The 16029-nt window shown below is 34.3% G+C and carries 15 protein-coding genes and 2 tRNA genes; 12 read left to right on the top strand and 5 right to left on the bottom strand.

All coding sequences use genetic code 11. From position 1 onward, the window contains the following. Nucleotides 1-334 precede the first annotated feature (334 nt). From E0H99_RS05285 to E0H99_RS05255, 7 genes are all read left to right on the top strand, one after another. A complete protein-coding gene (locus tag E0H99_RS05285) occupies nucleotides 335-1312 on the top strand; it encodes a peptidoglycan DD-metalloendopeptidase family protein (protein WP_131992040.1) in 978 nt (325 codons plus the stop codon). 101 nt (nucleotides 1313-1413) lie between these two features. After that, nucleotides 1414-1746, top strand: a complete 333-nt coding sequence (locus E0H99_RS05280; protein ID WP_091165014.1) for a MerR family transcriptional regulator — start codon at nucleotides 1414-1416, stop codon at nucleotides 1744-1746. A gap of 65 nt (nucleotides 1747-1811) precedes the next feature. Beyond that, on the top strand, nucleotides 1812-2399 hold the full coding sequence (locus E0H99_RS05275) for a LemA family protein (protein WP_131992037.1): 588 nt from the start codon (nucleotides 1812-1814) through the stop codon (nucleotides 2397-2399). Between the two features lie 10 nt (nucleotides 2400-2409). Then, on the top strand, nucleotides 2410-2847 hold the full coding sequence (locus E0H99_RS05270; protein WP_131992034.1) for a TPM domain-containing protein: 438 nt from the start codon (nucleotides 2410-2412) through the stop codon (nucleotides 2845-2847). Then, nucleotides 2847-3656, top strand: a complete 810-nt coding sequence (locus E0H99_RS05265; RefSeq protein WP_131992031.1) for a TPM domain-containing protein — start codon at nucleotides 2847-2849, stop codon at nucleotides 3654-3656. The genes E0H99_RS05270 and E0H99_RS05265 overlap by 1 nt, the downstream gene beginning before the upstream one ends. 155 nt (nucleotides 3657-3811) lie before the next feature. Then, nucleotides 3812-4225, top strand: a complete 414-nt coding sequence (locus E0H99_RS05260) for an RrF2 family transcriptional regulator (protein WP_131992028.1) — start codon at nucleotides 3812-3814, stop codon at nucleotides 4223-4225. A gap of 243 nt (nucleotides 4226-4468) precedes the next feature. Further along, on the top strand, nucleotides 4469-7015 hold the full coding sequence (locus E0H99_RS05255) for a TonB-dependent receptor (RefSeq protein ID WP_131992025.1): 2547 nt from the start codon (nucleotides 4469-4471) through the stop codon (nucleotides 7013-7015). 57 nt (nucleotides 7016-7072) lie between these two features. Here the strand turns inward: E0H99_RS05255 and E0H99_RS05250 are convergent, their stop codons facing one another. Next, on the bottom strand, nucleotides 7073-9841 hold the full coding sequence (locus E0H99_RS05250) for an outer membrane beta-barrel protein (RefSeq protein WP_131992022.1): 2769 nt from the start codon (nucleotides 9839-9841) through the stop codon (nucleotides 7073-7075). A 110-nt stretch (nucleotides 9842-9951) separates the two neighbouring features. On the opposite strand from E0H99_RS05250, the gene E0H99_RS05245 reads away from it, so the two are divergent. Further along, nucleotides 9952-10692, top strand: a complete 741-nt coding sequence (locus E0H99_RS05245; protein WP_131992019.1) for a DUF2490 domain-containing protein — start codon at nucleotides 9952-9954, stop codon at nucleotides 10690-10692. A gap of 124 nt (nucleotides 10693-10816) precedes the next feature. Then, nucleotides 10817-11053, top strand: coding sequence for a hypothetical protein (locus E0H99_RS05240; RefSeq protein WP_131992016.1), 237 nt, complete (start codon nucleotides 10817-10819; stop codon nucleotides 11051-11053). Between the two features lie 66 nt (nucleotides 11054-11119). On the opposite strand, the gene der is transcribed toward E0H99_RS05240, so the two are convergent. Further along, nucleotides 11120-12430 carry a ribosome biogenesis GTPase Der gene (gene der / locus E0H99_RS05235; protein WP_131992013.1) on the bottom strand — a complete coding sequence of 437 codons (1311 nt, stop codon included), beginning with the start codon at nucleotides 12428-12430 and terminating at the stop codon, nucleotides 11120-11122. Nucleotides 12431-12714: 284 nt separating this feature from the next. Beyond that, nucleotides 12715-13596, bottom strand: coding sequence for a GTPase Era (gene era, locus E0H99_RS05230; protein ID WP_131992010.1), 882 nt, complete (start codon nucleotides 13594-13596; stop codon nucleotides 12715-12717). Between the two features lie 117 nt (nucleotides 13597-13713). On the opposite strand from era, the gene E0H99_RS05225 reads away from it, so the two are divergent. Further along, a tRNA-Met gene (locus E0H99_RS05225) sits at nucleotides 13714-13786 on the top strand. 32 nt (nucleotides 13787-13818) lie between these two features. After that, nucleotides 13819-13891 (top strand) — tRNA-Met (locus E0H99_RS05220). A 271-nt stretch (nucleotides 13892-14162) separates the two neighbouring features. Here E0H99_RS05220 and E0H99_RS05215 read toward each other — a convergent pair. Then, complete coding sequence (locus E0H99_RS05215; protein WP_131992007.1) at nucleotides 14163-15017, bottom strand: leucine-rich repeat domain-containing protein; 855 nt, start codon at nucleotides 15015-15017, stop codon at nucleotides 14163-14165. Nucleotides 15018-15199: 182 nt separating this feature from the next. On the opposite strand from E0H99_RS05215, the gene E0H99_RS05210 reads away from it, so the two are divergent. Continuing rightward, on the top strand, nucleotides 15200-15682 hold the full coding sequence (locus E0H99_RS05210) for a DUF1761 domain-containing protein (RefSeq protein WP_131992004.1): 483 nt from the start codon (nucleotides 15200-15202) through the stop codon (nucleotides 15680-15682). Nucleotides 15683-15740: 58 nt separating this feature from the next. Here E0H99_RS05210 and E0H99_RS05205 read toward each other — a convergent pair whose 3' ends face one another. Then, on the bottom strand, nucleotides 15741-16019 hold the full coding sequence (locus tag E0H99_RS05205; protein WP_131992001.1) for a 4a-hydroxytetrahydrobiopterin dehydratase: 279 nt from the start codon (nucleotides 16017-16019) through the stop codon (nucleotides 15741-15743). Nucleotides 16020-16029: the final 10 nt, after the last annotated feature.

Raw genomic sequence — 16029 nt, 5'->3', positions numbered from 1 at the left:
TTTTTCAATCTTTTAATCATTCAATCTTTTAATTTCTTTTGCCCCAGATTATCTCACACGCTCTTATTTTCAGCGGAGTTCACTGAACACTTAGTGTTTGCAGTGAAAAGCTTCGAGATTTATAGATTTATTTTTTCTTGAGGTGGCAGAGCGACCGGAGGAAGCTCCTGCTGGCTCATTAGAAAAAAAGATTCATAAACGAGAACTTGTAACGAATAGCTGGAATAGGCACATTATTTTATTTATTATTGAAAAAAGGGTGTAACAAATGAAACATTTATTAAATTTGTTCGTCTAACCTTTTACAGTGTGCAAAAATAGGGTATTTTAAAATATGTCGAAAGTAAAATATTATTACGATTCCGAAAATCTAGCCTATAGAAAAATAAAAACACGAAAAAGAAGAAAATTTGGTGTTATTATTCTGTTTTTATTGGCGTCGGCTTTGTTTGGTTTCTTAAGTTTTATTGTTTTATTGAACACTCCTTATTTTGAAACGCCAAAAGACCGTTTGCAAGCGCGTGAAATTGAAAATTTAAGATTGAATTATGCACTGCTGAACAAAAAAATGGATCAAGTAAATAGTGTTATTGAAGCTATTGAAGACCGGGATAATAATTTGTATCGTGTATATTTCAACAAATCGGCGATTCCTGATTCTATTCGAAAAGCGGGATTACCCGGAAAAAATAGGTATAAAGTATTAGAAGGTTATGACAATTCCCAGTTGGTAATGAATACCACAAAAAGGATTGATGTCCTTAGCAAGGAATTAGCGGTTCAGTCAAAATCATTGGATGCTATTTTGAAATTGGCAGAAGCCAAAAGTGATTTTTTATCAGCTATTCCAGCTATTCAGCCAGTACGAAATGAAAATTTAAAACAAATGGCATCAGGTTTTGGATACCGGACTGATCCTTTTACAAAAGTAAGAAAAATGCATAAAGGCATGGATTTTACAGCTAAAACAGGATCTCCCATTTATGCCACCGGCGACGGAGTGGTATCAAAAGCAGACAATACCGCCTCAGGATATGGAAATCATATTGTTATTCGGCATGGATTTGGATACGAAACTTTATACGCACATTTGAGCAAATACAAAGCTAGAGCAGGACAACGTGTGAAACGAGGAGATGTCATAGGATATGTAGGGAGCACGGGAAGATCCGAAGGACCGCATTTACATTATGAGGTCCACAAGGGTAATAATGTGGTGAATCCGCTTAATTTTTATTACGGGAATATTTCGGCAGTGGAGTATCTTGCCATTGCACAATTGGCGAATCAGGAGAATCAATCATTAGACTAACACAAAAATAGTGTTCTGTGTTCGGTTGGCAGTGTTCAGATAGAAGAAGAAAAAATAGTGTTCAGTGATTAATTCAACTGGACAAAAAATAAAAAATAGATATGCATATTGAATTATCTAAAGACAAAAGATATTACAGCATTGGCGAAGTAGCCAAAGCATTTGACGTGAATGCATCGCTGATTCGCTTTTGGGACAATGAATTTGATATTCTGAAACCAAAAAAGAACGCTAAAGGCAATCGAATGTTTACTCCGGAAGACATCACTAATTTACAATTGATCTATCATTTAGTAAAAGAAAGAGGTTTTACATTGGAAGGTGCCAAAACCCATTTAAAAGAAGGACAAAAGAAAACATTGGATAAGTTTGAAATCATTCGAAAATTAGAAACGATACGCACACAATTAACAAATATAAAAAACGAATTATAATCAACACGACTTCTCACTGATTGAAATTTTTAAACAATTAAATACTAAACTTAAATTAAATAAACATGAAAAGATTTTTGCCTTGGATTATCGGAGCAGTTGTGATTTTTGTAATCTACAGCTGGGTTAAAGGAATTAATAATACCGCAGTAACTTTAAACCAAAATGTAGAACAATCTTGGGGTGATGTTCAAACAGCGTATCAAAGAAGAAATGACCTTATTGGAAATTTAGTAAATACTGTAAAAGGTGCCGCAGATTTCGAAAAAAGTACTTTGACAGCTGTTATTGAAGCACGTTCTAAAGCAACATCAGTAAATGTTGACCCTACAAATATTACTCCGGAACAATTAGCGGAATTCAATAAAGCACAAAGTGGAGTTTCATCAGCATTATCAAGGTTATTAGTAACTGTCGAGGCATATCCTGAATTGAAAGCAAACCAAAATTTCTTAAAATTACAAGATGAATTGGCGAGTACTGAAAATCAAATCCTAACGGCGAGAACTCGTTTCAACGAAGCTGTTAAACCATATAATTCTCATATCAAAACGTTCCCAAATAGCCTATTTGCTGGAATGTTTGGATTCAAAGAGAAAGCATACTTTAATGCAGTTGAAGGTGCAGACAAACCAGTTGAAGTAAAATTCTAATTTAAAAACAATGTCAAAAGTAGAAGATTTTTTAACCAAAGAAGATGAACGAGAAATTGTTGAAGCTATTCGCATGGCTGAAAAAAATACTTCTGGCGAGATTAGAGTTCATATAGAAAAAACAACTTCCATGGATGCGTATGATCGCGCCATGGAAGTTTTTCATGAACTAAAAATGGATGAAACCGAACTTCAAAATGGTGTTTTAATTTACTTAGCTGTAGAAGACCGCAATTTTGTAATTTGTGGAGATAAAGGCATTAATGATGTAGTTCAAGATGATTTTTGGAATTGCACCCGCGATATTATGGTGGTTGAGTTCAAAAAAGGAGATTTCAAGCAAGGTCTAATTGATGGAATCACCAGAGCCGGAGAACAATTACAGCATTATTTTCCTTGGCTGGAAGGCGATACAAATGAATTATCAAACGAAATATCTAGAGGATAATGCTATTACAAAAAAAGAGTACCCTAATTTCCCTAAAGCTGTTTGTTTGTTTGTTATTCACACAAATTGGCTTTGCGCAATTTACCATTCCTGAAAAACCAACTTTACAAACTTCTGTTTATGATTATGCAAATGTTTTAAGCGCAACAGAAAAAGCACAATTAGAAGAAAAACTGATTAAATATTCTGATTCCACTACAACCCAAATTGTTGTAATTACTGTAGAAAGCCTTAAAGGGGAAGATATAAGTCAATTAGCGACAAAATGGGCACATACTTGGGGTATAGGCCAGGCAAAAGAAGACAACGGTGTCATTATTTTATTGGCTAAAGCCGAAACAAAAATTGCAATAAACCCAGGTTACGGATTAGAAGATCGATTGACTGCCGGTATTGGGGGAGAAATAATCAGAAACATTATTATTCCGGAATTTAAAGCAGGAAGTTATTACAAAGGACTTGATAAAGGAGCGGATGCTTTATTTGATGTTTTCAAAGGAAAATACAAAGGAGAACGGGTAAAAAAAACCAAAGATAAAGGATTCCCCATTTTACCCTTAATCGTTATTGTAATCATTATACTCGTGCTGATTTCAAGAAACAAAGGTGGTGGTGGAAATTCCGGTAACAGAGGCAGTGGTATAGGACCTAGTTTATTGGATGTTATCATACTAAGTAGCCTTGGAAGAAACAGTGGCGGAGGTGGTTTCGGCGGAGGTTCATCTGGTGGTGGATTTGGTGGCGGTGGTTTCGGCGGTGGATTTGGTGGCGGAGGTTTCTCTGGCGGTGGATCAAGTGGAGATTGGTAGATTTTTAGTATTCAGTGCTCAGTCGCAGTATTCAGTTCCCATCTTGATAAAACAAGTACATCCGAGATTTATAATCAACTTTCAAAAAATTAAAGACTCTTTTAAACATTTGCAGCGTTTAATCTATTCAAAAAAATATAAATCAATCACATTAAATGCTTTCACATAAAGCCAAATACGCACTAAAAGCTCTGTTATATTTAGCGCAACAAGAAGAAACCCATGTTTCTCGAACTATCGAAATTGCCGAAGCGGCCACTATTCCAAAAAAGTTTTTGGAACAGATTTTATTGGATCTAAAACGAGGCCATTTCGTAGGAAGTAAACAAGGAAAATTTGGTGGTTATTATCTTTTAAAATCTAAAAACGACATTACTTTAGCCGACATTCACAGACTTTTTGATGGTGCAATTGCTTTGCTTCCCTGCGCATCACTGAATTTTTACGAACGCTGTTCTGATTGTGCCGACGAATCGGAATGCCTGTTAAGACACGGATTAATTACCATTAGAGAAGAAACTTTAAAAGCAATGGAAGGCATTACTATAGCTTCGTTAGTAAAAAAATAAAAAAATATTTTTTAAACTCTACTAATTTTATAGAATTAATTATATATTTGCTTCGAATTTAATAAATCATTAATAATCCAAATTTAAACGTATGAAAACGTACCGAAGTAAGTTTGCTTTTTTGAATAGGCAATCCCGAAAAAATGAACTAATTGTAATTGAAAAAAAGAGTTCACAAATGATGTGCATGTGTTAGTAAAAAAATTTAATTTAAATTCTACTAATTACATATACTTAATATAAATGAAAAATTCTATAAAAAATAAACTTACAATAGTATCAGTTTTAACTTTCTCAATATCATTTGGACAAAACATTGAAGGTCTAGTTACAACAAACCAAAACATTCCGTTAGAAGCCGTAAATATTGTAATAAAAGGAACAACCTCTAACACAATTTCAGATTCTAGAGGGAAATTTATAATAGACACCAAAGGAAAACTCCCTCTAACTCTTTTAGCACAATATGTAGGATACAAAACTGCAGAAATAGAAATTACTTCTTTTTCAATACCTTCATTACAAATAACACTTAATGAAGAAAATGCTTTGGTCGAGGTTGTAGTTTCCTCAAGACGCAGAATAGAAAAAGTACAAGATGTGCCAATCGCTATATCAGTAATAACAGGAAAACAGGCAGAACAAACTGGAGCTTTTAACGTAAATCGCATAAAAGAACTTGTTCCATCAGTTCAATTATATTCGTCAAACCCAAGAAATACAGGTATTAATATTCGAAGCCTAGGTTCTCCCTTTGGACTTACAAATGATGGTATCGATCCGGGTGTTGGTTTCTATGTTGATGGTGTTTACTATGCACGTCCAGCAGCAACAACTTTAGATTTTATCGATGTAGAACAAATTGAGATATTACGTGGCCCGCAAGGATCATTGTTTGGCAAAAACACAACTTCGGGAGCCTTTAACATCACAACTCGTAAGCCAAGCTTTACTTCAGGTGCTGACTTTGAAGTGAGTTACGGAAATTATGCATTCCTACAAGCCAAGGCTTCAATTACAGGAGCATTAAGCAAAAAAATAGCAGGTCGTATCTCTTTTTCTGGTACACAGCGTGACGGCTTAATAGACAATGTAGCAACAGGAAAATCTACAAACACCCTCAATAATCAAGGAATCAGAGGACAATTACTTTATACGCCAACAGAAAGAACAAATATTATATTGGCGGCTGATATTACAACGCAACGTCCGGACGGATACGCTCAAGTCGTTGCAGGCGTAGCTCCTACGCAAAGAGCTGCTTACCGTCAGTTTAATGCAATTATTGCCGATTTGAATTATCAACTTCCAAGCTTAAATGCCTTTGATCGTAAAATTGACCACGATACGCCATGGCGTTCTGGACAAGATTTAGGTGGTATATCCCTGAATATTGATACAAAAATTGGAAACGGGACGCTTACCTCAACCACTGCTTGGCGCTTTTGGAATTGGGATCCATCCAATGACAGAGACTTTACAGGATTACAAGTATTGGCAAAATCTCAAAATCCTACCAGACAGACACAAATAACGCAAGAAGTTCGTTATGCAGGTCAGCTTATATCAAAAGTGAGTGGTGTTGTGGGTGTATTTTTTATTGACCAAACATCAAAAACAGACGGTACAGAAGAATCCGGTAATGCGCAATGGCGATTTGCACAAAGTACTACCAGCGCATTATGGAAAACTCCAGGTCTTTTTGAAGGATACGGAATAAAAACCGATGCCAGTATCAGATCTTCCAGTGCGGCAGTGTTCGGTCAATTAGACTGGGCAATAACAGATCGTTTGCATGTATTACCAGGTTTGCGATACAATTTTGACAAAAAAGATGCAGATTACAGCCGAAAAACATACGGAGGCCTTCAAACTACCGACCCTGCACTACTTGCTTTAAAAAAACTAGTTTATTCTGACCAAGCTTTTACATCAAATACTGATAATACGGACTTTTCTGGAAATTTAACCGTGTCTTTTAAAGCTACTGACAAGATTAATGCGTATGCAACTTATGCAAAAAGCTACAAACCAGTTGGTGTGAATGTAGCTGGACTTCCAACTAATTCGTCAGGGCAGCCTTTACTTGATCTTGCGGTAATTAAGCCAGAAAAAGTAAATCATTATGAAATAGGAGTAAAAACATCACCGTTTAAAAACTCAATATTGAATTTGACATTCTTTAATACAGATATCAAAGATTTTCAAACCAATGTTCAAGCTGCCGAATTAGGTGTTAACCGTGGATATCTTGCTAATGCAGATAAAGTACGTGTAAGTGGTGCAGAGCTAGATGCTAGCATTATAGTTAACAATCACCTAACCATAAACGGAGCTGTAACTTATACTGACGGAAAGTATATTAAATTTACAAATGCTCCACTTCCATTAGAAGAAACAGGAGCTTCTGTAGCTTTCAAAGATGTTTCAGGAACTAATTTACCTGGCGCATCAAAATGGGCTGGATCTTTAGGAGGTGAGCTTTCTGACAATGCAAAATTCTTTGGGAATTCAGGAAAAATATTCATTGCCGTTGATTCTTATGCTCGTTCTGAGTTCTCCTCAAGTCCATCTGCTTCAAAATATTTAATAGTTCAGGGTTATGCCTTATTTAATGCTCGTCTAGGTTTCCGTGCAACAGATGGTTTCTCGGTACAATTCTGGGGACGTAACCTTTTAAATAAGGATTACTACGAACAACTATTGCCTGCTGGTGGAAATACAGGACAATATGCTGGTGTAATAGGCGATCAAAGAACGTATGGAATTACATTGAAATATTCATTATAATAGTTCCAAACTGAAATAATCCCATAAAAAAGCGGTTGTGAATCACAATCGCTTCTTTTAATTTTCTCCCATACCTTCTCTCCTATTTTCTCCTCTTGGAAGCTTCTTCATGTCCGAAAAATCTTGAATTTTATAAGTTAGCGAAAACATAGCATATCGTTTTAAAATGGTGTTTTCTTCATCGCGAATAGTAGTCGCCGAAATAGTTCTGGAAAAATTCTGATTCTGATTCAGGGCATCATAGACTTTTACTTTGGCAATCATGTTTTTATTAAAAAAGCTATAAGACAAACTGGTATTCCACAGATAAAAATCTTTTTTAAAACCACTTGCGATTCTGGAGTTGTACGTATATCCAAAATCATTTCCGAATATCCAGTTTTTAGGCCAATAACTGGTGGTTTGCAGATTAATCCGGTGTACAACATTAGCACTTCCATTGGTTACATAATTTGAATATTTTGATTCGTTATAAGATAAACTATACGATGGCGCAATGGTCAACACTTCGCCATAATCATAATTCAAATATACCCTCGGAGTAATTCCCAATGATTTAGCACTATACAAAACACCATTGGTAAACCCTTTATCCAAAGAATAACTACTGTTCAAACCAATCCCATATCGTAACACATGTGCTTCACTTTTTATGGATTGATTCCAATTTCCCCCTATAGCAGTAGAGTACGTTCCTGAAATATTTTCATAAGTCGTAGTCCTTTTTCTACTGGCATCGTATTCCGAAATGGAAACCACTTCACTATTATTATAATCTCCCCTTACAAACAAAGTATAACCGGAACGGGTACGGAAATCAAAATTCCTGAAATTGATATTGGCACTATGTTTTTCATTAGGATTTAAATTAGGATTTCCTATTATCGTATTCAAAGGATTAGCCAGATTTTCTACTGGCAGCAATTGACTTGACGAAGGCAGACTATTGGAATAATCATATCTCAAAGTAATAAATTTTGAACGATCCAACTTGTATCTAATTTGTGCTCTTCCATAAGGCAGCACATATTTTTTATTCAAATCGGTTACTTTATTTAAGTATAGCGAATGATTATCAAAATCAATAATGGAAGTACTGGAATTCAAATTAAAAGTAAATTTATTTTTTTCGAAAGTGATTCCAACTTTGGGACTAACTGAATTTTGTCTGGAAGTGATAAAATTAGTCAAAGACTCATTTAGTACAGAATATGATTGAGAATTACCCTCAAAATCGAAAGTTTTCAAATCTTTTACGTCATTCGTCCAATCAAAATCGGCACCAAAACGAACTCGTATAGAATCGGTTATTGGTTCTGTATATTCAATATCAGCCGAGTACGAATCATAGGTATTTTCATTTTTACTCTTTTGATTTCTCTCATCATCGGATTGACCATTTTGATAAAAAATAGTTTTAGATTCCGTTAAAGCATCTGAATCACTATTGGTATTATTATTAGTAAAAACAAAACTTAGATTACGAGATTTTTTTTGGAACGCTTTATTAAAATTTATCGTGTTCCAAAAATTAGTCGATTTGTTTTCTCTATATGATTTTGATATGCTTTCGTTTAAAAGTTCTTCATCTTCATCTCTGGAGAAGCTTTCAGCACTAGAATTACTATTAGAATTTGATAGATTCAATTTTGGAGTAACTACAAGTCTCATTGTTGGATTAATTTTATATTCAAACTCCAGATTTGCTTTATTTCCGGTATTTTCGTCTCTTGACTTCGACTCCGATTCGGTGGAGAAACTACCGGTAGGCAATAAATTGATTTGTTTGGACTTACTGTCATTTTGGGTATTGGTATTCGAAAAATTATAGTTTGCAGTAGCATTGAAATCTTTGTACCACTCATCGGTATAATTAAATCCCGCCAAATTAGACTGTGTAATTCCTTTTCCCCTTACTGAAGAAATATTACCTCCTCTACTGTTTCTTCCTCCACCCATACTATCAAATACCTCATCCATAGAAAAACCTGTAGAATTAATATTGTTGGAAGAAGCTAAAACACTTATTTTTTGTTTGTTATTAAAAAAGTTCATTACCATACTACTTTCATAACGATTATCAGTACCATAGCCTCCTAAGAATTTTCCAAAAAACCCTTTATTTTTTTTTTCATCAATAGTCAAATTGATACTCGAGAAATCTGAAGTTGACTCTTGTTTAGACAATTCTTCTTTTTTAGTCTTGAAATCCGAAACCTGAACTTTATTAATGATTTCGGCTGGCAAGTTTTTCAAAGCCATTGCCCCGTCTTTATCAAAAAAAGTTTTACCATTTACTAAAAACTGGGTCACTTCTTTACCATTTACCGTAATTTTCCCATCATTATCAACTTCAAAACCGGGTAATTGCTTCAACAAAGTTTCTACATTAGAATCAGGACGAACCTTAAAAGATCCTGCATGAAACTCCAGTGTGTCTTTTTTTACACGGATTGGAGGTGCTTCGCTTTTTATAGTCACACCGGCTAAAGCATTTGCATTTTCTAACAAATAGAGTCTTCCAAAATCTTTATTCTCCAAAATCCCTTTTTGTTCCTCAACATAGGTTTGATATCCCAAATAGGATATCTTCAAAAAAACAGGTTTTTCATATTTTTTGGAACTCATTTTAAAAAGACCGTTTTTATCCGTGGTTGTATATTCTAATACCGTAGAATCTTTTACATTGGAAAAATAAACCGTTGCCGCCTCTAAAGGAATTTGGGTATTCACATCAAGAACAGTTCCTTTAATAATATATTCTTCTTGTGCAATGGCAGAAAAACAAAAAAGCAAAAAAAGTAAAAAAAAGAACAATTTAGACATATAAAACTTTGTTTAGAAAAGGGTAAGACCCCGAAATAAATAAAAGGTTTAACCTATGTGATTCTTTTTAAAACGTTTGCTTAAATTTACCGAAAATTGAATGAAACTTCATGAAAATAGCCAAAATCCTTTTCTTTTTCTTAGTCTGCTTTATATCCCGAGCTCAAACGGAGAAAAACATAGATCATCAAAGCATTCTTTGGACACGCTATTACAATCAATTGCTATTAAATGAAAAATGGTCTTTACATACAGAATTTGACAATAGGCTTTTTTTAAAACCCGTAAAAGAAAATTTATATGTCATACGAGTTCAAGGCCGCTATAAAATCAATGAACATTTAGAAACAGGAATTGGCTTTACTCATTTCTCCGTTGCTACACAAGAACCTGAAGTATCCTATACTTTTAAAACCCCGGAATACAGAGGACAACAAGACATTACATGGAAACAAAATGTTGGTAAAGTCACATTGAATCAACGGTTTCAGGCAGAAGAACGATTTATACATAATGCCAATAAAGAATCATTATTACCTGGCACAACATTTTCTTGGAGATTCAGATACAGACTTCAAGCCGATTATACTTTTTGGAAAAAAGAAAATCAATATTTAAAAACTATTCTTTCAGATGAAATAATGTTCAATGCGGGAAAAACTATCATCAAAAATACTTTTGACCAAAATAGAATTTATGCCGCGATACAATACGGCATAACCAAAAATATTGCATTTGAATTGGGCTATTTAAACAGTTTTCAACGACGAGCTAATGGAATCGATTATTTCAACAGAGATATTATCAGATTCAGTATTTTCCACAAAATAAAAGTCCAAAAAAAGGTTTAAACACAATTTATGACTTTTCATTGATAAGAAAAACAAATAATTAATTGTATTTTAAATATTGATTATCAATACATTAACTTAAAATTTAAAATTCCTGCCGTAACTTTATTAAAAAGATATAGCCATGAAAAATTTTGCAATTAAACTCGTGTGGTTCACCACCATTTATGTTTTTGTATTTGCCGGTTTATGTCAAACTAACGTTGCTTTGCCGGTAATAATGACCCTATACTGCATTGGTATACCATTAATCCTGTTTATGGTTTATACCGTACTATATGATGATTATAAAACCCCAAAAACATTTAAAGATTGGTACGGCGATCATCCAATGGAAACTTTAGAAGAGGAAGAAAATTAGGAATACTCTTTACTATTAAATATCGATTTTAACCAAAAAAAGTCCCGATTTCTCGGGACTTTCATATTATTTCTCTCTGATATAAATATCGATTGGCACTCCTGAAAAGTCCCAGTTTTCTCTAATTTTATTTTCAAGGTAACGTTTGTAAGGTTCTTTTACATATTGTGGCATATTGGCAAAAAACACAAACTGTGGCGTTGGCGTTGGCAACTGCATGCAATATTTAATTTTTACATATTTCCCTTTTGTCGCTGGCGGCGGATAGGCTTCAATGACTTTCAACATAAATTCGTTAAATTTTGAAGTTGCAATACGCTGTTGTCTGTTTTCAAAAACTTTCACCGTCGCTTCTAGTGCTTTCAACAAACGTTGTTTTGTTAATGCCGAAACAAAAAGAATAGGCACATCAGTAAATGGCATTAATTCTTCTCTAATTTTAGCTTCATAATCACGGGTTGACATCGTTTCTTTTTCAACTAAATCCCATTTATTCACTAAGATAACAACACCTTTACGGTTTTTCTCAGCCAACCAAAAAATACTTTGATCCTGACCTTCAAATCCACGAGTGGCATCAATAATCAAGATACAAATATCAGCATGCTCAATCGCACGAACGGAACGCATTACCGAGTAAAACTCTAAATCTTCCTTTACTTTCGCTTTACGACGAATTCCTGCCGTATCAACTAAGTTAAATTCAAACCCAAAACGGTCAAATTTTGTATCAATAGAATCACGGGTTGTACCCGCAATATCAGTAACAATATATCTGTCTTTACCAATCAATGCATTGATAAAACTTGATTTCCCTGCATTAGGACGACCTACAACTGCAAAACGTGGCAATACCACTTCTTCTTGTGTTGGTTCTGGTTTAATTGGAAAAGCATCAATCAATGCATCCAATAAATCACCTGTTCCACTTCCAGAAATACTGGCAAATGTGTAATACTCTCCTAAACCAAGGTTGTAAAACTCAATTGCATCTTTCTCACGCATGGCGTTATCCACCTTATTTACAGCAAGTAAAACCGGTTTCGTCACTTTACGCAACAATCTCGCTACAGCATCATCCATAGGCGTAATACCTTCTTCGACATCTACCACAAAAATAATTACATCGGCTTCGTCAATAGCTAATTCTACTTGTTTACGGATTTCGGCTTCAAAAACATCATCCGATCCACGAACATATCCACCCGTATCAATTACAGAAAATTCTTTTCCGTTCCACTCGCTCTTACCGTAGTTTCTATCACGGGTCACACCCGAAACCGAATCTACGATCGCTTCTCTTCTTTGTATCAGCCTATTAAAAAGGGTTGATTTCCCTACATTAGGTCTTCCTACTATCGCAACAATGTTATTCATAATCCTTTTTTCAAATATTTTGCAAAGGTAGTCTTTTTTTTAGTTAGCAGTGGCCAGTTTTAAGTATTCAGTTTTAAGACATTAAAACAGCGACTGTAAACTGCCAACCGAAAACTCTTTTTTGGAGCTGTTTCCTGCTATTCGTTACAATCTTTTCCTTGCTAAAAAAGCCAGAAAAAGGATTTTCACTGCTATCAGGGCTAGGACATTGCGTTTCTAAACAACATCAATCTTAATTTTTCAAAATAAAAACTGCGACTGTACACTGATTACCGAACACTTTCTTACTGATTGTATCCAAAACGTTTCAACATATTAGCGTTGCTTCTCCAGTTTTTATTCACTTTCACCACCAACTCAATATGAATTTGCTTTCCAAAAAACTTCTCTAAATCAACACGGGCTTCAATTCCTACTTTTTTCAAAGCGGCTCCTTTATGCCCTATAATGATTCCTTTTTGGGTATCGCGCTCCACCATAATCAAAGAACGTATTCTAATGATGTTTTCATCTTCAAAAAACTCTTCGGTAACAATTTCTACTGCGTATGGGATTTCTTTGCTGTAATTCAACAGGATCTTCTCACGGATAGTTTCATTAACAAAGAAACGTTCCGGTTTATCTGTCAATTGATCTTTTGGGTAATACGCAGGAGATTCTGGTAACAATTCAATGATTCTTCCAAAAACTTCCGGCACATTAAAATTCTGTAATGCCGATATTGGAAAAATTTCCGCATTAGGAACTTTGGCAGTCCAGAAAGCCACTTGTTCTTCCAACTGAGCTTGGTTTGAATTGTCAATTTTATTCAACAACAATAGAACAGGAATTTTGGCATGGATTATTTTATTGAAAAACGCTTCGTCTTTCAACTCTTGTTCTCCAATTTCCACCATATAAATCAGCACATCAGCATCTTCAAAAGCGGATTTAACGAAATTCATCATCGATTCCTGCATTTCGTAGGCCGGCTTGATGATTCCAGGTGTATCCGATAAGATCATTTGAAAATCTTCTCCGTTTACAATTCCAAGAATTCTATGACGTGTTGTTTGTGCTTTTGAAGTAATAATTGATAATCTTTCTCCAACAAAGGCGTTCATCAACGTTGATTTCCCGACGTTTGGATTCCCTATGATGTTTACAAAACCTGCTTTATGTGACATTTTTATTATAATTTATTTTGCAAAGGTAGGCATATCAAGTCAATAGACGAAATAAAACATTTTTTAAAGTTTTTATTGGAAATACGATATTTCGTCGTACATTTGCACCCGAAACAACGCGGGATAGAGCAGTAGGCAGCTCGTCGGGCTCATAACCCGAAGGTCACAGGTTCGAGTCCTGTTCCCGCTACTAAGAATTTTATTGAAATTACAAACGCACATCGCGGGATAGAGCAGTAGGCAGCTCGTCGGGCTCATAACCCGAAGGTCACAGGTTCGAGTCCTGTTCCCGCTACTAGAAAGCTTCAGAGAAATCTGGAGCTTTTTTTATGGAATGAATTTGAGGATGCAATAACATTAACTACATACAAATCCCTCTTAAAGTAGTATCAATCCTAAAAAACCAACTTTCATAATAGTATTATTTCGGAAAGGAATCTAAATAAAAAAACCTGTGAAGCAAGCTTCACAGGTTTAAACAACTATATTCATTAAAACTAAGGTATTAAAATCTACTAACCGATAACATAAAAGAGCGTTAGTGCAATCTCTTTTTTATTTCAAAACTAATCTTCAGAAGCAATAGCTGTATTTTTACCAGTATTTACTTCTAATAAAACCGCTACTCCCTTATCATTTATCATTGTCATATTCAGCGTATCTAAAATTGCCAAGTCTTTAGATATTAATCCATTAAACATATTATAAGAAATATTCATTTCTTTTAATTCATCTAATTTTTCAAGCTCAAAAGGCACTTGACCATTCATCTTATTATCAAATAAACTAAGATTCTCAAGTGACGCCATATTTGCCACTTCACGACTTAATCCTCCCGAAAGTTTATTACTGTTTAAGAGTAATGTTTTTAGCGTTTTTATTTCATATAAAGAACTTGGTATTTGCCCTACTATTTCATTATTAAATAAAGACAGGATTTCTAGTTGATTCAAAGCACCTATTTGCATTGGTAATTCTCCTGAAAGCATGTTCATATACAATTCTAAATTTTTCAAATTGCTCATTTCACAAATAGAAGAAGGAATTGTCCCAGAAATTTTATTAAAAGAAAGATCCAATACTTTCATTTCTTTTAATTTTCCGATAGCAGAAGGAATCGTACCTGATATTTTATTTTTGTGCAAATCCAATTCTTGTAAACTTACTAAGTTTAAAATTTCTTCCGGGATTTCACCAACCAAATTGTTATTGTCTAAATTAATAGAAATTACTTTATCGTCTTGTAAAGTAACACCATGCCAAGTAGAAATTGGCGATGACAAATCCCATTTTACTGTCCACTGATTTCCATTTGTAGATTGATACAGTTTTACCAACGCATCTTTCTCTGACTGAGACACATCTGCAAACATTGAAAACGAAAAGAAAAGGGTTAAAAATAGAGTAGTTATATTTTTCATAACGTTGGATTTATATCTTTGATACCTATAAAACTACGCACAACGAAGCCAATCAGCAAATAAAATCGACGAAATACACTCTTTTTTATTTTTTAGAGAGTTATATCTTACAGAAATATTTAATTTTCTTAATTAAATATTAATTTGTTAAATTTGATTAACTAATCTTTAAACCCAATTTTATGGAAATCAATTTTTTAGCACTTTTTGTTGCAGCATTGTCTACACTTGTAGTAGGATTTGTTTGGTACAATCCAAAAGTTTTTGGAACAATCTGGATGAAAGAATCCGGCATGACTGAAGAAAAAATGAAAGGAGGAAATATGCTCCTGACATTTGGAGTATCATTACTTTACGCTTTTTTCATAAGCTTTGTCCTTCAAATGCTAACTATACATCAATTTGGTGCATTAGGAATGGTTGGCGGAGATCCTACTATCGCAAAACCTTCTTACGAAGCTTTCATGGCAGATTATGGATTAGCATTTAGAACTTTCAAGCATGGAGCTTTACACGGTTTTATGACTGGACTATTTTTAGCATTACCAATTATAGGTACAAATGCATTATACGAAAGAAGAAGTTTCAAATACACACTCGTTACCGGTGGTTTTTGGATAGTATGCTTTATGATTATGGGTGGAATTATTTGCGCTTGGAAATAATTACAAAAAAATATTAAAATGAATTTCGTCTTCGAATAATATCAAGACGAAATTTTTTTTATTTAATTCCCTCAATAGCTTTGGCTAAATCTAAATCTTTATCAGTAACACCATTTGCATCATGTGTAGTCAGCCTAATTGTCACTTTATTATACACATTGAATAATTCCGGATGGTGATTTCTTTTTTCGGCCATCACTCCTACTTGCACTATAAAACCTAATGCTTGCGTAAAATCTGAAAAAACAAATTTTTTCTCCATTCCATTGGCAGCAAAATGCCAGTCTTTAAGCCCTTTTAACTCTGATTGAATTGTCTCTGCTGAATAGGTTTTCATAATCTACTTT

The sequence above is a fragment of the Flavobacterium sp. GT3P67 genome, from assembly GCF_004349155.1.
Classification (GTDB): Bacteria; Bacteroidota; Bacteroidia; order Flavobacteriales; family Flavobacteriaceae; genus Flavobacterium; species Flavobacterium ranwuense.
This window is presented reverse-complemented; position numbering and strand designations above follow the sequence as displayed.